Source organism: Pseudomonas sp. HMSC063H08 (genome assembly GCF_001813645.1).
Taxonomy (GTDB): domain Bacteria; phylum Pseudomonadota; class Gammaproteobacteria; order Pseudomonadales; family Pseudomonadaceae; genus Pseudomonas; species Pseudomonas aeruginosa.
Genome location: NZ_KV813344.1, coordinates 69,086 through 89,217, shown reverse-complemented (window position 1 = coordinate 89,217; position 20,132 = coordinate 69,086). Strand labels below are relative to the sequence as shown.

The window sequence follows — 20,132 nt, the reverse complement described above, 5'->3', positions numbered from 1 at the left end:
TCCTTGTCCGGCCATCAGTGTCGCGCGAAGCGCGGTCGATCGAGGCTGATCGGAATCAAGCCAGCGGCTATCATCTGCGCTTTGCCCGCGAGAGGAGTTCCCATGGCCAAGGCCAAGCGCATGTACGGCTGCACCGAGTGTGGCGCGACCTTCCCGAAATGGGCCGGCCAGTGCGCGGACTGCGGGGCCTGGAACACCCTGGTGGAGACCGTCGTCGAGGCCGCGCCGAGCGGCTCCGGGCGCGGCGGCTGGGCCGGCCAGCAGGCCAACCTGAAGACCCTGGCGGAGGTCAGCGTCGAGGAGATGCCGCGCTTCACGACCGGTTCCACCGAACTGGACCGGGTTCTCGGCGGCGGCCTGGTGGACGGGTCGGTGGTGCTGATCGGCGGCGATCCCGGCATCGGCAAGTCGACCATTCTCCTGCAGACCCTTTGCAACCTGGCCAGCCGCGTCCCGGCGCTGTACGTCACCGGCGAGGAATCCCAGCAGCAGGTGGCGATGCGCGCGCGGCGCCTGTCGTTGCCGGAAGACAAGCTCAAGGTGATGACCGAGACCAGCATCGAGACCATCATCGCCACCGCGCGCCAGGAGCAGCCGCGGGTGATGGTGATCGACTCGATCCAGACCATCTTCACCGAGCAGTTGCAATCGGCGCCGGGCGGCGTTGCCCAGGTCCGCGAAAGCGCCGCGATGCTGGTGCGCTATGCCAAGCAGAGCGGCACGGCGATCTTCCTGGTCGGCCACGTGACCAAGGAAGGCGCCCTGGCCGGCCCGCGGGTGCTCGAACACATGGTCGACACCGTACTGTATTTCGAAGGCGAGTCAGACGGCCGCCTGCGCCTGCTGCGGGCAGTGAAGAACCGCTTCGGCGCGGTCAACGAACTGGGAGTGTTCGGCATGACCGACAAAGGCCTGAAGGAAGTGAGCAACCCTTCGGCGATCTTCCTCACGCGGGCCCAGGAAGCGGTGCCCGGCAGCGTGGTGATGGCCACCTGGGAAGGCTCGCGGCCGATGCTGGTGGAGGTCCAGGCGCTGGTCGACACCAGTCACCTGGCGAATCCGCGGCGGGTGACCCTGGGCCTCGACCAGAACCGCCTGGCGATGCTGCTGGCGGTGCTGCACCGGCACGGCGGGATCCCGACCTACGACCAGGACGTGTTCCTCAACGTGGTGGGTGGGGTCAAGGTGCTGGAAACCGCCTCCGACCTGGCGTTGATGGCGGCGGTGATGTCCAGCCTGCGCAACCGCCCGCTGCCGCACGACCTGCTGGTGTTCGGCGAGGTCGGGCTGTCCGGCGAGGTGCGTCCGGTGCCGAGCGGCCAGGAGCGCCTGAAGGAAGCCGGCAAGCATGGTTTCAAGCGTGCCATCGTACCCCTCGGCAACGCGCCGAAGGAGGCGCCGGCGGGATTGCAGGTGATCGCCGTGACGCGCCTCGAGCAGGCCCTGGACGCCCTCTTCGAGTGATCCGCCTCAGTCGTCGTGGGCGCTGACCAGCAGGGCCAGCTCGCGCTCGAGGAGTTCCTCGTCGCCCAGGTTCAGTTCCACCAGGCGGCGCAGGTGGCTGATGGAGTCGAGGTCGATGTGCTGGCATTCGAAGCCGAGCAGGCCGTCGCGAGCCCAGGCCAGGCTGATCTCCATGCGGATCAGTACATCCAGGCCCAGGTACAGGCGGGCCTCGAAGGGCCGTTGCGGGTCGCCGTTCCAGTCCTGCGGCTGGCCGACCAGGATGCCGTGCAGGGAGACGTCGTGGAGCAAGACCTCCCAGCGCCGTTCGCCCTGGAGGATCTCGCTGTCGGCGTCGAAGGCGATCCGGTGGAAACGTCGACGTTCGTCGTGCTGGTCACTCATGTCGCGATCCCTCGGTGCGCGCTGCTGGATACCACTATAGCCAAGCCATGCCGGCGGGGAAGTGGCGGAATTCGATCGGCGGTGCCGTCCGTCCCCGCCTGTGCGGCTGGATCGGCGGCATGTGTCCGAGTTTGACAGTTCGTCAAGTCTCGCCAAAGCTGCTAAAGCGTTTTTCTCCAAAATACAACTGCGGAGCGCAGACATGGACAAGCGACTTTTGAGCAAGGGGTTGGTTCTGGGGCTGCTGAGCCTGGGCAGCATGACGGCACACGCCGACGCGGCAGGCGGTAATGGCTGTGGTTGGGGCAACATGGTGTTCGAGGGCCAGCGCGGCCTGTTCCCGCACCTGCTGGCCACCACCACCAACGGTACCTCGGGCAACGCCACCTTCGGCATGACCTCCGGGACCAACGGTTGCAACACCAATGCTCGCCTGGGCTACGGCGGCCGCTCGATCTTCGCCATGAACGGGATGCTCGACAACATCGCCGAGGACATGGCCAAGGGCCAGGGCGAAGCGCTCGACGCCTATGCCGTGCTGCTCGGCGTGGAAGCCAAGGACCGGGCGCACTTCGCCCAGGTCACCCAGCAGCATTTCGGCGAGATCTTCGCGAGCAAGGATGCGACGGGCGAGCAGGTCCTGAGCAACACCCTGGCGGTGATGAGTCGCGACGGCACCCTGGCGCGCTACGCCAAGCAACCGGCCTGAGATTTCAGGCCCAGGAAAGAGCCCGCTACGGCGGGCTTTTTCGTGTGCGCGGCCTGCCCGCCGGAGGTTGCCGCCTCCGTTGCCACGGCAGACGAGCGGCTTGGGCATACGGCGTTTTCCCAGGGCGCTTCCTACGGAGAGGGCAAGGCCGCGCCGAAGTGTTTTCGCCTGGCCGGCCCTTGTCGGCCATGGACTTTTCCGGCGGATTCCTGCGACATTGCGCCTACCGCCATCGTGCGGTAACCGCTCTAGACTAAGGTCGTATGACCCCTGGTCGGTTCGCGGCTAGAATTTTCGCTGCAGAACTGCGCCCTCCATCTGTCGGAAGCCAAACACTATGAACAATAACAATAGCCTGCTACGTCACCTCGCCTGGCTGGTGGTGGCGATCGTGGGCGCCGCGGCCCTGGGCGTCGTCGCCCTGCGTCGTGGCGAAGCGATCAACGCCTTGTGGATCGTGGTGGCGGCGGTGGCCATCTACCTGGTTGCCTACCGTTACTACAGCCTGTTCATCGCCAGCAAGGTGATGCAACTGGACCCCAACCGCGCCACTCCCGCGGTACTCAACAACGATGGCCTGGACTACGTCCCGACCAACAAGCACATCCTCTTCGGCCACCACTTCGCCGCCATCGCCGGCGCCGGTCCGCTGGTCGGTCCGGTCCTTGCCGCGCAGATGGGCTACCTGCCCGGCACCCTCTGGCTGATCGCCGGCGTAGTCCTCGCCGGCGCGGTGCAGGACTTCATGGTTCTGTTCATCTCCAGCCGCCGCAACGGCCGCTCGCTGGGCGAGCTGGTGCGGGAGGAAATGGGCCAGGTGGCCGGGACCATCGCGCTGTTCGGCGCCTTCCTGATCATGATCATCATCCTCGCGGTGCTCGCGCTGATCGTGGTGAAGGCTCTGGCCGACAGCCCCTGGGGCATGTTCACCGTCCTCGCGACCATTCCCATCGCGCTGTTCATGGGCGTCTACATGCGCTTCATCCGCCCCGGCCGGATCGGCGAGATCTCGATCATCGGGGTGTTCCTCCTGCTCGGTTCGATCTGGCTCGGCGGGCAGGTCGCGGCCAGTCCGGAATGGGCGCCGCATTTCACCTTCAGTGGAATCCAGATCACCTGGATGCTGATCGGCTACGGCGCCGTCGCCTCGGTACTGCCGGTGTGGCTGCTGCTGGCGCCGCGCGACTACCTGTCGACCTTCCTCAAGATCGGCACCATCATCGGCCTGGCGATCGGCATCCTGATCGTCATGCCGGAACTGAAGATGCCGGCCCTGACCCAGTTCACCGACGGCACCGGCCCGGTCTGGAAAGGCAGCCTGTTCCCGTTCCTGTTCATCACCATCGCCTGCGGCGCGGTGTCCGGCTTCCACGCGCTGATCTCCTCGGGGACCACGCCGAAGCTGCTCAACCGCGAGCCCGACGCCCGCTACATCGGCTACGGCGGCATGCTGATGGAGTCCTTCGTGGCGATCATGGCGATGGTCGCCGCCTCGGTGATCGAGCCGGGCATCTACTTCGCCATGAACAGCCCGCCGGCGGTGGTCGGCGCCGACGTCAACGCGGTGGCCGCGACCGTCAGCAGCTGGGGCTTCGCCATCACGCCGGAGCAACTCACCCAGACCGCCCAGGACATCGGCGAGACCACCATCCTGGCCCGTGCCGGCGGCGCGCCGACCCTGGCGGTGGGGATCGCGCACATCCTCCACCAGGTGCTGCCGGGCGAGAACACCATGGCCTTCTGGTACCACTTCGCGATCCTCTTCGAGGCCTTGTTCATCCTCACCGCGGTGGACGCCGGCACCCGTGCCGGGCGCTTCATGCTGCAGGACCTGCTGGGCAACTTCGTGCCGGCGCTGAAGAAGACCGAGTCGTGGACCGCCAACATCATCGGCACCGGCGGCTGCGTGGCGCTGTGGGGCTGGCTGCTGTACCAGGGCGTGGTCGACCCGCTCGGCGGGATCAATACCCTGTGGCCGCTGTTCGGCATTTCCAACCAGATGCTCGCCGGCATCGCGCTGATGCTCGCCACCGTGGTCCTGATCAAGATGAAGCGCCAGCAGTATGTCTGGGTCACCATCCTGCCGGCGGCCTGGCTGCTGATCTGCACCACCACCGCGGGCCTGATCAAGATCTTCGACAGCAACCCGGCGGTCGGCTTCGTCGCCCTTGGCGAGAAGTACGCCACCGCGCTGGATGCTGGCCAGGTGCTGGCGCCGGCCAAGGATATCGGCCAGATGCAGCACGTGGTGCTGAACGCCTACATCAACGCCGGTCTGACCGTGCTGTTCCTGCTGGTGGTGTTCAGCGTACTGTTCTACGCCATCAAGGTCGGCATCGCGGCCTGGGGCAAGAGCGAGCGGACCGACAAGGAAACCCCGTTCGAGCCCATTCCCGACGCCTGACCGGCCGCGCTCCCCGGTTCGCCGGGGAGCCTTAACGAGGAACTCGCCATGTTCAACGACCTCAGCCGCATGGGCAAATACCTGGGCCAGGCCGCCCGGATGCTGGTCGGCATGCCCGACTACGACACCTATGTCGAGCACATGCGCAACAAGCACCCGGACAAGCCGGTGATGACCTACGAGGAGTTCTTCCGCGAGCGCCAGGAGGCGCGCTACGGTGGCGGCAAGGGTCGGCCGATCCGCTGCTGCTGAATCCCCATCCTTCCGCGGGCCACGTCTGACGTGGCCCGCGTCTTTTCTGGAAGTTGCGCATGTCCGAAGTAGCCAACGACAACCACGCCCCGATCCCCGTCACCGTGCTCACCGGCTTCCTCGGCGCCGGCAAGACCACCCTGCTCAAGTACCTGCTGCAGGCCGAGCACGGCATGAAGATCGCGGTGATCGAGAACGAGTACAGCGAGACGCCGATCGACGGCCAGTTGCTCGGCGTCGAGCCGGTGCAGGTGATGACGCTGTCCAACGGCTGCGTCTGCTGCTCGATCAACACCGACCTGGAAAAGGCCCTGTTCCTCCTGCTGGAGCGCCGCGACAACGGCGAGATCGACTTCGACCGCCTGGTGATCGAGTGCACCGGCCTGGCCGATCCGGCGCCGGTGGCGCAGACCTTCTTCGCCGACGAGGAACTCTGCCAGCGCTACGTGCTGGACGGCATCATCACCCTGGTGGACGCCGCCAACGCCGAGCGTCACCTGCAGGAAACCATCGCCCAGGCCCAGGTCGGCTTCGCCGACCGCATCCTGGTGAGCAAGACCGACCTGGTCGACGCCGCCACCTTCGAGGCCCTGGGCCAGCGCCTGCAACGGATCAACCGGAGGGCGCTGGTGCATGTGGTCGAGCACGGCCGCATCGACCTGGCGCACCTGCTCGACGTACGTGGCTTCAACCTCAACGCCGACCTCGGTCCTGGCATCGGCCTGCGCCCGCTGCGAGCGGTGGCAGCCAAGGACAGCCGCGATCGCATCGGCACCCTGGTACTGCGCAGCGACACGCCGCTCGATCTCGAAAGACTGAGCGAGTTCATGGACGACCTGTTGCAGTGGCATGGCAATTCCCTGCTGCGCTACAAGGGCGTGCTGAACATCGCCGACGAGCCGCGTCGCCTGGTGTTCCAGGGCGTGCTGCGACTCTACGGCTTCGACTGGGATAGCGAGTGGCGGGACGACGAGGCGCGCGAGAGCGTGATCGTGTTCATCGGCGACAACCTGCCGGAGGACAGTATCCGCGAGGGCTTCGAACGCATCGTCGAAGGCCGCTGAGGCGCATCGACGCCAAAGGAGCGTGGAAATGGACAGGGAGGCATTGATCGGCGCCTGGCGGGACTGCATCCGTGGCGCGGACAAATCCTGGGTGCTGTTCGCCCAGGGCACTTGCGTGATCCTCACGCAGCCGGAGCCGGACCTCGCGGCCCAGGCGCGGGCATTGCTGGCCGAGTGGGGAGCGGTACAGGTCGGCACGCCGGCGGGCGACTTCGGCGTGATTACCCTGGACAACGGCCGGGGCTGGGTGGTGACCGGGCATCACCCGGACATCCTTACCTTCGTCCCTCGCGAGGAACTGGAGGAGGACGCCGGCGAGCTGCTCGTCGGCATGCACGGCCGCTCCCGGCGGGGCGAGGATGCCGAGGCTTTGGCGGTGATCCATGTCGAGGACCGGCGATAACGCTACCCGGCGCCTCCTTCCTCGGAGGAAATGAAAAAGCCCGGCATTTGCCGGGCTCTTTCGTCTTGCCTTGTCGCTTAGTTGCCGTAGACCGGGAACTTGGCGCAGATCGCCTTGACCTTCTCGCGTACGCCGTCGACCACGGACTCGTCGCCCATGTTCTCGAGGATGTCGCAGATCCAGCCGGCCAGCTCGCGGCACTCGGCTTCCTTGAAGCCGCGGGTGGTCACGGCCGGGGTACCGATGCGCAGGCCGGAGGTGACGAACGGCGAGCGCGGGTCGTTCGGGACCGAGTTCTTGTTCACGGTGATGAACGCGCGGCCGAGGGCGGCGTCGGCGTCTTTGCCGGTGATGTCCTGCTTGATCAGGGAGAGCAGGAACAGGTGGTTCTGGGTGCCGCCGGAAACCACGTCGAAACCGCGGTCGAGGAAGACCTGGGCCATGCTCTGGGCGTTCTTCAGGACCTGCTGCTGGTAGGTCTTGAACTCCGGCTGCAGGGCTTCCTTGAAGCACACCGCCTTGGCCGCGATCACGTGCATCAGCGGGCCGCCCTGGGCGCCGGGGAATACCGCGGAGTTGAGCTTCTTCTCGATCTCCTCGTTGGCGCGCGCCAGGATCAGGCCCCCGCGCGGGCCGCGCAGGGTCTTGTGGGTGGTGGTGGTGACCACGTCGGCGAACGGCACCGGGTTCGGGTAGACGCCAGCGGCGACCAGGCCGGCGACGTGGGCCATGTCGACGAACAGGTAGGCGCCGACCTTGTCGGCGATGGCGCGGAAGCGGGCGAAATCGAGGACCTGGGAATAGGCGGAGAAGCCGGCGACGATCATCTTCGGCTTATGCTCCACGGCCAGGCGCTCGACTTCGTCGTAGTCGATCAGGCCATTGGCGTCGATGCCGTACTGCACGGCGTTGTACAGCTTGCCGGAGGAGGAGACGCTGGCGCCGTGGGTCAGGTGGCCGCCATGGGCCAGGCTCATGCCGAGGATGGTGTCGCCGGCCGACAGCAGGGCCAGGTAGACCGCGGCGTTGGCCTGGGAGCCGGCGTGCGGCTGGACGTTGGCGTAATCGGCGCCGAACAGTTGCTTGGCGCGGTCGATGGCCAGTTGCTCGACGATATCGACGTACTCGCAGCCGCCGTAGTAGCGCTTGTGCGGATAACCTTCGGCGTACTTGTTGGTCAGCACCGAACCCTGGGCTTCCATCACCGCCGGGCTGGTGTAGTTCTCGGAGGCGATCAGCTCGATGTGCTCTTCCTGGCGCTGGGCTTCCTGCTCCATCGCGGCAAAGAGTTCGGCATCGTAGCGGGCGAGGGTCAAATCACGGCTGAACATGGCGGTCCTCATAAGGATCGGTGCTGGGAAAAGGCGCGCATTCTAACCCATGCGGCGGGTGCTGGCACATGAAAGGCCATCATGTCGCGGACAAGCGGCGCTCAAGCGCGCCGCACGGCGGCTCAGCCCTCGTTGAACATGAACAGCACGTCGCTGGCGTAGAGCATGCCGAACTGCTCGGCGGGCATCGGCCGGCCGAACAGGTAGCCTTGCACCTCGTCGCAGCCGTGCTCGCGAAGGAAGTCCAACTGGGCCTGGCTCTCCACGCCCTCGGCGATCACCATCAGGTTCAGGCTGTGGGCCATGGCAATGATCGCCCGGGCGATCTGTGCGTCCTGTTCGCCGTGGGGCAGGCCGTCGACGAAGCTGCGGTCGATCTTCAGCACGTCGATGGGGAACTGCTTGAGGTAGTTCAGCGAGGAGTAGCCGGTGCCGAAGTCGTCCACCGCGATGGCCAGGCCGAGGCGCTTGAGCCCGGAGAGGATCTGCATGGCCTCGGCGACGTCGCTCATCAGGATGCTTTCGGTCAGTTCCAGCTCCAGGCAGGCCGGCGGGATGCCTGTCTCGTAGAGGATCGCGGCGATCCGCTCGCCCAACTGGCCATCGGCGAATTGCCGCGCCGAGAGGTTCACCGAGACCTTCGGCACCCGCACCTTGGCCTTGTGCCAGCTGCGTAACTGCTTGCAGGCTTCCGCCAGCAGCCAGTCGCCGACCTGGGCCACCAGGCCGATCTCCTCCAGCACCGGAATGAACTCGCTCGGCGGAACCAGTCCGCGGCGCGGATGCTGCCAGCGCAGCAGGGCCTCGGCCCCGGTCAGGCGGCGGCCGTCGCCGGTGAACTGCGGCTGGTAGTGGAGGACGAACTCGCCCAGTTCCAGGGCGCGGCGCAGGTCGCTTTCCAGTTCCAGGCGCTCCAGGGCGCGGGCGTTCATCTCGGCCTGGTAGAACTGGAAGTTGTTCTTGCCCATCTCCTTGGCGTGGTACATCGCCGTGTCGGCGTTCTTCATCAGCAGGCTCAGTTCGGCGCCGTCCTGGGGCGACAAGGCCACACCGATGCTGGCGGTGACGAAGAATTCACGGCCTTCCAGGGTGAACGGCCGGGCCAGACGGCCGAGGATCAGCTCGGCGACCTGGATCGCCCGTTTCAGGGCGATCTCGCGGTCGCCCTGGGAAGGCAGCAGCAGGGTGAATTCGTCGCCGCCCATGCGCGCCACGGTATCGTCCTGGCTGACGCAGGCGCTCAGGCGGGTCGCCACTTCCTGCAGCATGCGGTCGCCGGCGGCGTGGCCGAGGGAGTCGTTGATCGGCTTGAAGCGGTCGAGGTCGAGGAACATCAGCACCACCCATTGGCCGTTGCGCTCGGCCTGTTGCAGGGCGGTATGCAGACGGTCCTGGAACAGCGTGCGGTTGGGCAGGTGGGTGAGGGCGTCGTAGTAGGCCAGGCGGTGGATGCGCCGCTCGCTGGCCTTGCGCTCGCTGATGTCGCTGAAGAAGCAGACGAAGCTGACCAGGTCGCCTTCCTCGTCGCGCACCGCGGTGATGCCGACCCAGGATGGATAGAGCTCGCCGGTCTTGCGCTTCTGCAGGATCTCGCCTTCCCAGCTGCCGCTGTGCTGCAGGCTGGCGAGCACGTGCTTGAGCTGGTTGGCTTCCTGGCGGTCGGCGGTGAGCAGGCGCGGCTGCTGGTCGAGCACGTCGGCCGGGCTGTAGCCGGTCAGGCGCGAGAAGGAATCGTTGACCTGCACGATGTAGCCGGCCGGGTCGGTGACCATGATCGCCGCCGTGGAGTGTTCGAATACCGTCGCCGCCATCCGCAGCTCGCGTTCGGCGCGGCGCTGCTGGCTGATGTCGCGGGCGATGCCGAGCAGGCCTTCGAAGCGGTCGTGTTCGTCCCACATCAGGACGATCCGCAGTTCGATGGGAATCTTGCGTCCGTCGGCGCGCAGGCAGTCGAGGGCGAACAGATGCTGGCCAGGGTTTTCCCGCAGTTCGGCGAGCTTCTGGCGGTCGCCGATGGCGTGTCGCACGCGGCGCAGCAGGCCGTTCAGGCGGCCGAGCTGGCGCGGGTTGGTGGCGGTCTGGTGGAGGCCGTTGAGCAGCGCCCATTCCGGGCTGTAGCCGAACACGTGCTGTACCGAGGGGCTGACGTAGCTGGCGTTGAGTTCGGCGTCGGTGGAGAAGATCACGTCGCTGATGTTTTCCGCCAGCATGCGGTAGCGTCGGCCGTTCTCGCGCAGCGCGTTGTTCGCCTCGACGGTGAAGGTGATGTCCTTGGCCACGCCGATCAGGCGCGCCACGCGACCGCTGCGGTCGCGGCTGAAGGCCTGCTCGCGGATGTCGAACCAGTGCCAGCGGCCGTCGCGGTGGCGCCAGCGCAGCTGGCTGTCGAGCAGCAGGCCGTCGCCGACCACGTGCTGCAGGTTGCGGATGCGCCAGTAGTATTCCTGGTCGTCGGGGTGCAGCAGGGTTTCCCAGAAGTTCTCGCCCATCCGCGCCAGTTCTTCCTGGTTGTAGCCCAGTTGCTGGCCCAGGTGATGGTTGCTGAAGATCACCCGGCGCGCGTGCAGGTCGTGGATGTAGAGGGTATCGGGCACCGCCTGGACCGCGTCCGACCAGAACTTCTCGCGCTCGATCAGCGACAGTTCGACTTCCTTGCGACTGGTGACGTCGGACAGGCTGAGGGTCACCGCATGCCATTCGCCGGGGTTTTCCGGCAGGCGCAGTTGCAACCACAGGTGCCGCGGCGTGCTCTTGCCGCAGCGCAGCGTGGCTTCCAGTTCGAGTACCGGCCGGCGTTCGATGAGCGCCTCGATCACCTGCAGGCGCAGGCTGTCCGGTTGTAGCGGGCCGTGGTCGAGCAAGCGCTGCCAGGCCTGTTCGGTGGACTCGATCTGCAGCAGGCGGCGACTGACATCGTTGATCTCGGTGATGCGGATCCGCTCCAGCAGCGCCTGCTGCCGCCCGGGTTCGCCGGCGAGCCAGGCGCGCAGTGCGGCGCAGCTGTCCAGGCCTTGTTCCACCAGAGCCTGGCGCAGGGCGGAGAGGTCGAGCACGCAGAGGGCCACGCCGACCCCTTCGAAGATGTCCTGGTAGCGCCGCCGGGTTTCCTCCAGGACGCCGAGGGCGTGCTGTTCCTCGGTGACGTCGCGCAACACCCAGACCTGCCCGCCCTGGAGGATCTGCTCGCGGAGGGTCCAGGCCTGGTCGGCGAGCGCCGGATAGCTGGCCAGCGGATGGCGGCTGAGGGTGAACGTCCGCGGCTCGCCGCGTACCCGCAGCGGCAGCAACTCGCTACGGGTCTCGCCGTCGCCACCGGCGTCCGTCAGCCAGCCTGGCTCGAGGTCCGGCAGCAGGCCCAGCAGGTGATGCTGGCGGGCCTGGGCCGAACTGATGCCGAAGAGGCGTTCGGCCTGGGGATTGAGGTAGCTGAGGCGGCCGTCGGCGCGGGTCACCAGCACCCGCTCGTCGATCGCCGCCAGTGCCGTGGCCGCCTGGCGCAGGCTGCGCTGCGAGGCCAGGGGCATGGCGCGCAGGCCTTGCTGCTCGCGGTGCAGGCGCAGCAGCATGTACACGGTGACGCCGACCAGTAGGAGGAAGATCGCCAGCTCGCCGCCGATTCCCGGCAGCAGGCCGAGCCGCACTCGCGTGCTGTCGTAGAGCCCGCGAAGCTGCCAGTCGCTGTTGCGCAGCGGTTCCACGCCGAGGGTCTGCATGTCGTCGAGCAGCGCCGTGCTCCCTGGGGTATGCCAGAGCACCCGCCCGGCGTATTGGTCTTCCAGGCGCCAGAGCAGGTTGCCGGTGGGGAGGTCGGGACTCCACTGGGCGAGGCTGTCGCTGGCCAGGTGCAACAGCCAGAAGCCACTGTCGCGGCGGCTGCCGGGTTCGCGCAGGGTCAGGTAGAGGGATTCGCCGTCGCGCGGGTCGAGGCAATAGTGGTAGAGGCCGGAGCCGGCGTGCTGGCGCAACTGCTCGGGCAGCGTCGTTTCCGGCGACGGGCTGCCCGTCTGCGGGGCGCTGTCCACCCATTGCAACTGGCGGACCTGTGGCAGCGCATCGCTGATGCGTGGCAACAGCCTGTTCTGGATCTCGCCACGCTCGCTGGGGGGCACGCCCGGGAGCAGGGCGAGGGCGGTGCGCGCCTTGAGTTCGAGGGTCAGGGACAGGCGGTCGTTGAGACGATCGAGCTGGGCCGCGGCTCGCTCGTGTTCGAAGCGTTCCTGCTGGCGCAGCTCCTGGCTCATCTGCCAGAGCAGCAGGCCGAGCATCAACAGGACCAGCAACAGCAGGCCAGCCTTGGCTGCCGGTCGGTCGGGTACGGTCAGTGGGTCGCCGGCGGGAGGCGGCGACGGGGTTAGCGAGGGGGTCGACACTGACCGGAATTCCTGGGGGAGGTGTGATTCGGTAGACAGTTAGGATGCCCGGAAGCAAGGCCAAGTGCCAGTATCGCCGACGAGCGTCACGGTCCTTTCCGGCTGTCGAGGCACTTTGTCGCAGGACCGGTGACGACTGATCTTCCCGAGTGTCGAGCAGGCCTCCGGGCGGCCGAAGTCGACGGCACGCGGATCGGTCCGTGCCATGCGGCGACGAGAGGGGCGCCGCCGCGGGCGCAAGGGTCAGGAGCGCGCCGGATTGGAAGCGCCGTGGAGGAACATCTGCTCCAGGGTATGCGCGGAATTGGAGCTGGCCGCCCGTCCGCGGCGTTCCGCATCGACCATGCCGTAGACCAGGGTGATGAACAGTTCGGTGAACACGGCTGCCGTGATGTCGATGCGAAACACGCCTTTCTGCTGTCCGCGCAGGAAGAAGGCGTCCAGCGCTTCCAGGTAGGACTGCCAGCGTGCGCCTTCGCCGTGCGGGTCGAGGAAGTCCGGGCGGTACTGGAATACCAGGAATACCAGCAGCTCGCGGTGGGTGAGGTGTTCCTTGATCAGGCGCTGCAACGCCTCCAGAGGCTCGGCATGCTCCAGGTCGCAGGCCTGGATGATCTGGTTCAGTACGGTCTCTCCGTGGTCCTCGAGCATCTGCACCAGGTTGTCCCGCGTGCCGCAGAAGCGGTGCAGGGTGGCCTTGCTTACGCCGGCCGCCTCGGCCAGTTCCTTCAGCGTCGCTCGCGGGCGGTCGACGATAGCGACTGCCAGCGCCTTGATGAGTCGCTCGTCATGGGAAATCAGGGTCATCGATGGGTCCCGGTTGGTTTTTCTGATTGTGCGCATTGTGCAGAAAACTGGCCTCGCGTCCAAAGGAATTAGCTGTCAAAAGATCATTTGAGACAATATTGACTCAATTAGCTCGAAAAAGTACCATTCGATCCGTTTTCAATCAACGGTCGGGTGGGTCATGGCTGATTTGCGTGCAATAGGAAGGATCGGGGCGTTGGCTATGGCCATCGCGTTGGCGGGTTGTGGGCCGGCGGAAGAGCGACAGGAGGCCGCCGAAATGGTGTTGCCGGTGGAGGTCCTGACGGTGCAGGCCGAGCCCCTGGCGCTGAGTTCGGAACTGCCTGGGCGGATCGAACCGGTGCGGGTCGCCGAGGTGCGCGCGCGGGTGGCCGGCATCGTCGTGCGGAAGCGCTTCGAGGAGGGCGCCGACGTCAAGGCTGGCGACCTGCTGTTCCAGATCGATCCGGCACCGCTGAAGGCTGCGGTGTCGCGCGCCGAGGGTGAGCTGGCGCGGAACCGCGCGGTGCTGTTCGAGGCGCAGGCGCGGGTGCGTCGCTACGAGCCGCTGGTGAAGATCCAGGCGGTCAGCCAGCAGGACTTCGATACCGCCACCGCCGACCTGCGCAGCGCCGAGGCGGCGACCCGCTCGGCCCAGGCCGACCTGGAGACCGCGCGCCTGAACCTCGGCTACGCCTCGGTCACTGCGCCGATCTCCGGGCGCATCGGCCGCGCGCTGGTGACCGAGGGCGCGCTGGTCGGGCAGGGCGAGGCGACGCTGATGGCGCGTATCCAGCAGCTCGATCCGATCTATGCGGATTTCACCCAGACCGCGGCCGAGGCCCTGCGCCTGCGCGACGCCCTGAAGAAAGGCACCTTGGCCGCAGGCGACAGCCAGGCGCTGACCCTGCGCGTCGAAGGGACGCCCTACCAGCGCCAGGGCGCGTTGCAGTTCGCCGACGTGGAGGTGGATCGCGGCACCGGCCAGATCGCCCTGCGCGGCAAGTTCACCAACCCCGACGGGGTCCTGCTGCCGGGCATGTACGTGCGCGTACGTACGCCCCAGGGCATCGACAACCAGGCGATCCTGGTGCCGCAACGGGCCGTGCGCCGCTCCAGCGACGGCAGCGCCCAGGTGATGGTGGTGGGCGCCGACGAGCGCGCCGAGGCGCGCAGCGTCGGTACCGGCGTCATGCAGGGGTCGCGCTGGCAGATCACCGAGGGCCTGGAGCCGGGTGACCGGGTCATAGTCGGCGGCCTGGCTGCGGTGCAGCCGGGGGTGAAGATCGTGCCGAAGCCGGATGGTGCCCAGACGCAAGCCCAGTCGTCCGTGCCGCAACAGTAAGGGCGGGTTCGCCCCGAGGATTTTCCGATGTCCGAATTCTTCATCAAGCGGCCGAACTTCGCCTGGGTGGTGGCCCTGTTCATCTCCCTGGCCGGCCTGCTGGTCATTTCCAAATTGCCGGTAGCGCAGTACCCCAATGTCGCGCCGCCACAGATCACCATCACCGCCACCTATCCCGGCGCCTCGGCGAAAGTGCTGGTGGACTCCGTCACCAGCGTGCTCGAGGAGTCGCTGAACGGCGCCAAGGGCCTGCTCTACTTCGAGTCGACCAACAACTCCAACGGCAGCGCCGAGATCGTCGTCACCTTCGAGCCGGGCACCGATCCGGACCTGGCCCAGGTGGACGTGCAGAACCGCCTGAAGAAAGCCGAGGCGCGCATGCCGCAGGCGGTGCTGACCCAGGGCCTGCAGGTCGAGCAGACCAGCGCCGGTTTCCTGCTGATCTATGCGCTCAGCTACAAGGAAGGCGCTCAGCGCAGCGACACCACCGCCCTCGGCGACTACGCCGCGCGCAATATCAACAACGAGCTGCGGCGCCTGCCGGGCGTCGGCAAGCTGCAATTCTTCTCTTCCGAGGCGGCCATGCGGGTCTGGATCGATCCGCAGAAGCTGGTGGGCTTCGGCCTCTCCATCGACGACGTGAGCAATGCCATCCGCGGGCAGAACGTGCAGGTGCCGGCCGGCGCCTTCGGCAGCGCACCGGGCAGTTCCGCGCAGGAGCTGACGGCGACCCTGGCGGTGAAGGGCACCCTGGACGATCCGCAGGAGTTCGGCCAGGTAGTGCTGCGCGCCAACGAGGACGGCTCGCTGGTCCGGCTCGCCGATGTCGCGCGCCTGGAACTCGGCAAGGAGAGCTACAACATTTCCTCGCGACTGAACGGCACGCCCACCGTGGGCGGGGCTATCCAGCTGTCGCCCGGGGCCAACGCGATCCAGACCGCTACCCTGGTGAAACAGCGTCTCGCCGAACTGTCGGCGTTCTTCCCCGAGGACATGCAGTACAGCGTGCCCTACGACACCTCGCGCTTCGTCGACGTGGCCATCGAGAAGGTGATCCACACCCTGATCGAAGCGATGGTCCTGGTGTTCCTGGTGATGTTCCTGTTCCTGCAGAACGTCCGCTACACCCTGATCCCGTCCATCGTGGTGCCGGTGTGCCTGCTGGGTACGCTGATGGTGATGTACCTGCTGGGGTTCTCGGTGAACATGATGACCATGTTCGGCATGGTCCTGGCGATCGGCATCCTGGTGGACGACGCCATCGTGGTGGTGGAGAACGTCGAGCGGATCATGGCGGAGGAGGGGATTTCCCCGGCCGAGGCCACGGTCAAGGCGATGAAGCAGGTGTCCGGCGCCATCGTCGGCATCACCCTGGTGCTCTCGGCGGTGTTCCTGCCGCTGGCTTTCATGGCCGGTTCGGTGGGGGTGATCTACCAGCAGTTCTCGGTGTCGCTGGCGGTCTCGATCCTGTTCTCCGGCTTCCTCGCCCTGACCTTCACCCCGGCGCTGTGCGCCACGCTGCTCAAGCCCATTCCCGAAGGGCACCACGAGAAGCGCGGCTTCTTCGGCGCCTTCAACCGTGGCTTCGCCCGCGTCACCGAGCGCTATTCGCTGCTCAACTCGAAGCTGGTGGCGCGCGCCGGACGCTTCATGCTGGTGTACGCCGGCCTGGTGGCCATGCTCGGCTACTTCTACCTGCGCCTGCCGGAAGCCTTCGTGCCGGCGGAAGACCTCGGCTACATGGTGGTCGACGTGCAACTGCCGCCTGGCGCTTCGCGCGTGCGCACCGATGCCACCGGCGAGGAACTCGAGCGCTTCCTCAAGTCCCGCGAGGCGGTGGCTTCGGTGTTCCTGATCTCGGGCTTCAGCTTCTCCGGCCAGGGCGACAATGCCGCGCTGGCCTTCCCGACCTTCAAGGACTGGTCCGAGCGAGGCGCCGAGCAGTCGGCCGCCGCCGAGATCGCCGCGCTGAACGAGCATTTCGCGCTGCCCGACGATGGCACGGTCATGGCCGTGTCGCCGCCACCGATCAACGGTCTGGGTAACTCCGGCGGCTTCGCATTGCGCCTGATGGACCGTAGCGGGGTCGGCCGCGAAGCGCTGCTGCAGGCTCGCGATACTCTTCTTGGTGAGATCCAGACCAACCCGAAATTCCTTTACGCGATGATGGAAGGACTGGCCGAAGCGCCGCAACTGCGCCTGTTGATCGACCGGGAGAAGGCCCGCGCCCTGGGGGTGAGCTTCGAGACCATCAGCGGCACGCTGTCCGCTGCCTTCGGCTCGGAGGTGATCAACGACTTCACCAATGCGGGGCGCCAACAGCGGGTGGTGATCCAGGCCGAACAGGGCAACCGGATGACCCCGGAAAGCGTGCTCGAGCTATACGTGCCTAACGCTGCTGGCAACCTGGTACCGCTCAGCGCCTTCGTCAGCGTGAAATGGGAAGAGGGACCGGTGCAATTGGTGCGCTATAACGGCTACCCGTCGATCCGCATCGTCGGTGACGCCGCGCCCGGCTTCAGCACCGGCGAAGCCATGGCGGAAATGGAGCGCCTGGCCGCGCAGCTGCCGGCCGGCATCGGCTACGAGTGGACCGGCCTGTCCTATCAGGAGAAGGTCTCCGCCGGGCAGGCCACCAGCCTGTTCGCCCTCGCTATCCTGGTGGTGTTCCTGTTGCTGGTGGCGCTCTACGAGAGCTGGTCGATCCCGCTGTCGGTGATGCTGATCGTGCCGATCGGCGCCATCGGCGCGGTGCTCGCGGTGATGGTCAGCGGTATGTCCAACGACGTGTATTTCAAGGTCGGCCTGATCACCATCATCGGTCTTTCGGCGAAGAACGCGATTCTCATCGTCGAGTTCGCCAAGGAACTCTGGGAGCAGGGGCATAGCCTGCGCGACGCCGCCATCGAGGCCGCGCGCCTGCGCTTCCGGCCGATCATCATGACTTCCATGGCGTTCATCCTCGGCGTGATACCCCTGGCCCTGGCCAGCGGTGCCGGCGCGGCGAGCCAGCGTGCCATCGGCACCGGAGTGATCGGCGGGATGCTCAGCGCCACCTTCCTCGGCGTGCTGTTCGTACCTATCTGTTTCGTCTGGCTGCTGTCGCTGCTGCGCAGCAAGCCGGCACCCATCGAACAGGCCGCTTCGGCCGGGGAGTGAACGAGATGCGCAAACCTGCTTTCGGCGTATCGGCGCTGCTGATCGCCCTGACCCTCGGCGCCTGCTCCATGGCGCCGACCTACGAACGTCCCGCCGCGCCGGTGGCCGACAGCTGGAGCGGCGCCGCCGCCCAGCGCCAGGGCGCGGCGATCGACACGCTGGATTGGAAGAGTTTCATCGTCGATGCCGAACTACGCCGCCTGGTGGACATGGCCCTGGATAACAACCGCTCGCTGCGCCAGACCCTCCTGGATATCGAGGCGGCCCGCGCGCAGTACCGAATCCAGCGCGCCGACCGGGTTCCGGGCCTGAATGCCGCTGCCACCGGCAACCGCCAGCGGCAGCCGGCCGACCTGTCCGCCGGCAATCGCTCGGAAGTGGCCAGCAGCTACCAGGTCGGGCTGGCCCTGCCGGAGTACGAACTGGACCTCTTCGGTCGGGTCAAGAGCCTGACCGACGCAGCCCTGCAACAGTACCTGGCCAGCGAGGAGGCAGCGCGCGCGGCACGGATCGCCCTGGTCGCCGAGGTCAGCCAGGCCTACCTGAGCTACGACGGCGCCCTGCGGCGCCTGGCGCTGACCCGTCAGACCCTGGTCAGCCGCGAGTATTCCTTCGCCCTGATCGACCAGCGCCGCGCGGCCGGCGCCGCCACCGCGCTGGACTACCAGGAAGCCCTTGGCCTGGTGGAGCAGGCGCGCGCCGAGCAGGAGCGCAACCTGCGGCAGAAACAGCAGGCATTCAACGCGCTGGTGTTGCTGCTGGGCAGCGACGATGCCGCGCAGGCGATTCCGCGGAGTCCGGGGCAGCGGCCGAAGCTGTTGCAGGACATCGCTCCCGGCACGCCGTCCGAGCTGATCGAGCGACGCCCCGACATCCTTGCCGCCGAACATCGTTTGCGGGCGCGCAACGCGGATATCGGCGCGGCGCGCGCGGCGTTCTTCCCACGCATCAGCCTGACCGGCAGCTTCGGCACCTCCAGCGCGGAAATGTCCGGCCTGTTCGATGGCGGCTCGCGCTCCTGGAGCTTCCTGCCGACGCTGACGCTGCCGATCTTCGATGGCGGGCGCAACCGTGCCAACCTGAGCCTGGCCGAGGCGCGCAAGGATTCGGCGGTGGCTGCCTACGAGGGGACCATCCAGACCGCTTTCCGCGAGGTCGCCGACGCCCTGGCGGCCAGCGATACCCTGCGTCGCGAAGAGAAGGCCCTGCGCGCCCTGGCGAACAGCAGCAACGAAGCCCTGAAGCTGGCCAAGGCACGCTACGAGAGTGGCGTCGACAACCACCTGCGCTACCTCGATGCGCAGCGCAGCAGCTTCCTCAACGAGATCGCCTTCATCGACGGCAGCACCCAGCGGCAGATCGCCCTGGTCGACCTGTTCCGCGCGCTCGGCGGAGGCTGGGACGAGGGACGGAGCCTGGTGGTACATCGAGGCGGCAGGAGTTGAGCGGGTAAACGTGTGGGAAACGGTGCTAGCGGGTGGCAACTGCCGCCCGCTCAAGGGCTGGCAGGTTGTGCGGGGTTCGACGCGCCACGCAGGAACAGCTCCTCGAGTGTGGCGGACAACCCGGCGCTGGCCGCGCGACCGCGGCGCTCGGCATCGACCATGCCGTAGATCAGGACGATGAAGAGTTCGCTGAAGGTCGCCGCGCTGATATCGATACGGAACACACGCTTCTGCTGGCCGCGCAGGAAGAAGGCGTCCAGGGCTTCGACATAGGACTGCCAACTGGCGTCCCCATGCCCGGCGTGGCGTCCCGGGTTCTGCTCGAACATCAGCAGCGCCAGCAGGTCGCGCTGGGCGAGGTGTTCCCGGATCAGCTCGCGTAGCGCTTCCCGCGGCTCCAGGCGCTGCAGGGCGGCGCTGTGGGTGAGGCGTTCGAGGGTACTCCTGGCATGGCTTTCCAGGCGCCGCTTGAGACCTTCGCGGGTACCGCAATGACGGTTCAGGGTTGCCCTGCTCACTCCTGCCAGTTCCGCCAGTTCTCCCATGGTGGCGCGCGGATGATTGACCATCGCGGTGGCCAGGGCCTTGAGCAGGCGCTGGTCCTGAGACGACGGGGTTGGCGCTGGGTCGAGACTGTCCTTGTGCGGGGAGTCGGGTAGCTGGGCGGATCTGGGAGCGAGTGTCATTTTTGAGGTTTTTTTTGTTCTTTTGAGACTGATTTGGATCAATTGTAGCAGGCTGTATCTCCCCACGCCTTGCTTCGCGTCAGGTCTTGAGAGGCAGCACCATGGCCGCGAGCAGTGCCAGGCCCACCCAGATCCCGCACGGGGCGATGGTCGCCGCCTCGCTCAGGCAGAACGCCTTCGACAGGACGAGGGTAGCGGAGACGGTAAGGGCGGCCAGTACGCTGCTCAGCGTCACCGTAGCGGCCTGGAATCGGACGGCGAACATTCGCCGGCAAAGCGCCTCGCCCCACGAAAACCGGGGTGGCTGGCCAGCTTTCTCTCGGTCTGTCA

General features: G+C 66.8%; 15 protein-coding genes. 9 read left to right on the top strand and 6 right to left on the bottom strand.

Going from position 1 to position 20,132, the window contains the following annotated elements:
* Positions 1–102 precede the first annotated feature (102 nt).
* On the top strand, positions 103–1,464 hold the full coding sequence (gene radA, locus HMPREF2924_RS03375; RefSeq protein WP_003094867.1) for a DNA repair protein RadA: 1,362 nt from the start codon (positions 103–105) through the stop codon (positions 1,462–1,464).
* Between the two features lie 6 nt (positions 1,465–1,470).
* On the opposite strand, the gene mapZ is transcribed toward radA, so the two are convergent.
* Complete coding sequence (gene mapZ / locus HMPREF2924_RS03370) at positions 1,471–1,848, bottom strand: cyclic di-GMP-binding protein MapZ (protein WP_003094864.1); 378 nt, start codon at positions 1,846–1,848, stop codon at positions 1,471–1,473.
* A gap of 202 nt (positions 1,849–2,050) precedes the next feature.
* Between mapZ and HMPREF2924_RS03365 the strand changes: the two genes are divergently transcribed.
* From HMPREF2924_RS03365 to HMPREF2924_RS03345, 5 genes are all read left to right on the top strand, one after another.
* Positions 2,051–2,557, top strand: a complete 507-nt coding sequence (locus HMPREF2924_RS03365; RefSeq protein ID WP_003094862.1) for a DUF3015 domain-containing protein — start codon at positions 2,051–2,053, stop codon at positions 2,555–2,557.
* Between the two features lie 337 nt (positions 2,558–2,894).
* Complete coding sequence (locus tag HMPREF2924_RS03360) at positions 2,895–4,961, top strand: carbon starvation CstA family protein (RefSeq protein WP_003094859.1); 2,067 nt, start codon at positions 2,895–2,897, stop codon at positions 4,959–4,961.
* A 48-nt stretch (positions 4,962–5,009) separates the two neighbouring features.
* Positions 5,010–5,213: a YbdD/YjiX family protein gene (locus HMPREF2924_RS03355; protein ID WP_003094856.1), complete on the top strand. Its 204-nt coding sequence runs from the start codon at positions 5,010–5,012 to the stop codon at positions 5,211–5,213.
* Between the two features lie 59 nt (positions 5,214–5,272).
* Positions 5,273–6,277 (top strand): GTPase, encoded by a 1,005-nt coding sequence (yjiA, locus tag HMPREF2924_RS03350; RefSeq protein WP_003094852.1) that lies wholly within the window; start codon positions 5,273–5,275, stop codon positions 6,275–6,277.
* Positions 6,278–6,299: 22 nt separating this feature from the next.
* On the top strand, positions 6,300–6,680 hold the full coding sequence (locus HMPREF2924_RS03345) for a hypothetical protein (RefSeq protein ID WP_003135006.1): 381 nt from the start codon (positions 6,300–6,302) through the stop codon (positions 6,678–6,680).
* Between the two features lie 77 nt (positions 6,681–6,757).
* Here HMPREF2924_RS03345 and glyA read toward each other — a convergent pair whose 3' ends face one another.
* The 3 genes from glyA to nfxB form a co-directional block, all read right to left on the bottom strand.
* The gene (gene glyA, locus HMPREF2924_RS03340; protein WP_048303919.1) at positions 6,758–8,011 is read right to left on the bottom strand and encodes a serine hydroxymethyltransferase; all 1,254 of its coding nucleotides are present in this window, start codon (positions 8,009–8,011) and stop codon (positions 6,758–6,760) included.
* 122 nt (positions 8,012–8,133) lie between these two features.
* Complete coding sequence (gene morA, locus HMPREF2924_RS03335) at positions 8,134–12,381, bottom strand: cyclic di-GMP receptor MorA (protein WP_070700340.1); 4,248 nt, start codon at positions 12,379–12,381, stop codon at positions 8,134–8,136.
* 243 nt (positions 12,382–12,624) lie between these two features.
* Complete coding sequence (gene nfxB, locus HMPREF2924_RS03330; protein WP_003094842.1) at positions 12,625–13,188, bottom strand: efflux pump transcriptional repressor NfxB; 564 nt, start codon at positions 13,186–13,188, stop codon at positions 12,625–12,627.
* Positions 13,189–13,348: 160 nt separating this feature from the next.
* Between nfxB and mexC the strand changes: the two genes are divergently transcribed.
* Genes mexC through oprJ form a run of 3 tightly spaced genes read left to right on the top strand, consistent with a single transcriptional unit; the run spans position 13,349 to position 19,116 of the window.
* Positions 13,349–14,512, top strand: a complete 1,164-nt coding sequence (gene mexC, locus HMPREF2924_RS03325; RefSeq protein ID WP_003134990.1) for a multidrug efflux RND transporter periplasmic adaptor subunit MexC — start codon at positions 13,349–13,351, stop codon at positions 14,510–14,512.
* A gap of 27 nt (positions 14,513–14,539) precedes the next feature.
* On the top strand, positions 14,540–17,671 hold the full coding sequence (gene mexD, locus HMPREF2924_RS03320; RefSeq protein ID WP_003134989.1) for a multidrug efflux RND transporter permease subunit MexD: 3,132 nt from the start codon (positions 14,540–14,542) through the stop codon (positions 17,669–17,671).
* Between the two features lie 5 nt (positions 17,672–17,676).
* On the top strand, positions 17,677–19,116 hold the full coding sequence (oprJ, locus tag HMPREF2924_RS03315) for a multidrug efflux transporter outer membrane subunit OprJ (protein ID WP_003112802.1): 1,440 nt from the start codon (positions 17,677–17,679) through the stop codon (positions 19,114–19,116).
* Between the two features lie 50 nt (positions 19,117–19,166).
* On the opposite strand, the gene escR is transcribed toward oprJ, so the two are convergent.
* Together escR and HMPREF2924_RS03305 are read right to left on the bottom strand one after the other, a co-directional pair.
* Positions 19,167–19,685 (bottom strand): TetR/AcrR family transcriptional regulator EscR, encoded by a 519-nt coding sequence (gene escR / locus HMPREF2924_RS03310; protein ID WP_003134987.1) that lies wholly within the window; start codon positions 19,683–19,685, stop codon positions 19,167–19,169.
* A 196-nt stretch (positions 19,686–19,881) separates the two neighbouring features.
* Positions 19,882–20,067 carry a hypothetical protein gene (locus HMPREF2924_RS03305; protein WP_023980537.1) on the bottom strand — a complete coding sequence of 62 codons (186 nt, stop codon included), beginning with the start codon at positions 20,065–20,067 and terminating at the stop codon, positions 19,882–19,884.
* Positions 20,068–20,132: the final 65 nt, after the last annotated feature.

Bases quoted from the DNA above. Each gene is read 5' to 3' on its own strand.
- HMPREF2924_RS03365 (WP_003094862.1), top strand. From the start codon at position 2,051: ATGGACAAGCGACTTTTGAGCAAGGGGTTGGTTCTGGGGCTGCTGAGC.
- escR (WP_003134987.1), bottom strand. From the start codon at position 19,685: ATGGTCAATCATCCGCGCGCCACCATGGGAGAACTGGCGGAACTGGCA.
- glyA (WP_048303919.1), bottom strand. From the start codon at position 8,011: ATGTTCAGCCGTGATTTGACCCTCGCCCGCTACGATGCCGAACTCTTT.
- oprJ (WP_003112802.1), top strand. From the start codon at position 17,677: ATGCGCAAACCTGCTTTCGGCGTATCGGCGCTGCTGATCGCCCTGACC.
- HMPREF2924_RS03305 (WP_023980537.1), bottom strand. From the start codon at position 20,067: ATGTTCGCCGTCCGATTCCAGGCCGCTACGGTGACGCTGAGCAGCGTA.
- HMPREF2924_RS03360 (WP_003094859.1), top strand. From the start codon at position 2,895: ATGAACAATAACAATAGCCTGCTACGTCACCTCGCCTGGCTGGTGGTG.
- mapZ (WP_003094864.1), bottom strand. From the start codon at position 1,848: ATGAGTGACCAGCACGACGAACGTCGACGTTTCCACCGGATCGCCTTC.
- HMPREF2924_RS03355 (WP_003094856.1), top strand. From the start codon at position 5,010: ATGTTCAACGACCTCAGCCGCATGGGCAAATACCTGGGCCAGGCCGCC.
- nfxB (WP_003094842.1), bottom strand. From the start codon at position 13,188: ATGACCCTGATTTCCCATGACGAGCGACTCATCAAGGCGCTGGCAGTC.
- mexC (WP_003134990.1), top strand. From the start codon at position 13,349: ATGGCTGATTTGCGTGCAATAGGAAGGATCGGGGCGTTGGCTATGGCC.
- yjiA (WP_003094852.1), top strand. From the start codon at position 5,273: ATGTCCGAAGTAGCCAACGACAACCACGCCCCGATCCCCGTCACCGTG.
- radA (WP_003094867.1), top strand. From the start codon at position 103: ATGGCCAAGGCCAAGCGCATGTACGGCTGCACCGAGTGTGGCGCGACC.
- mexD (WP_003134989.1), top strand. From the start codon at position 14,540: ATGTCCGAATTCTTCATCAAGCGGCCGAACTTCGCCTGGGTGGTGGCC.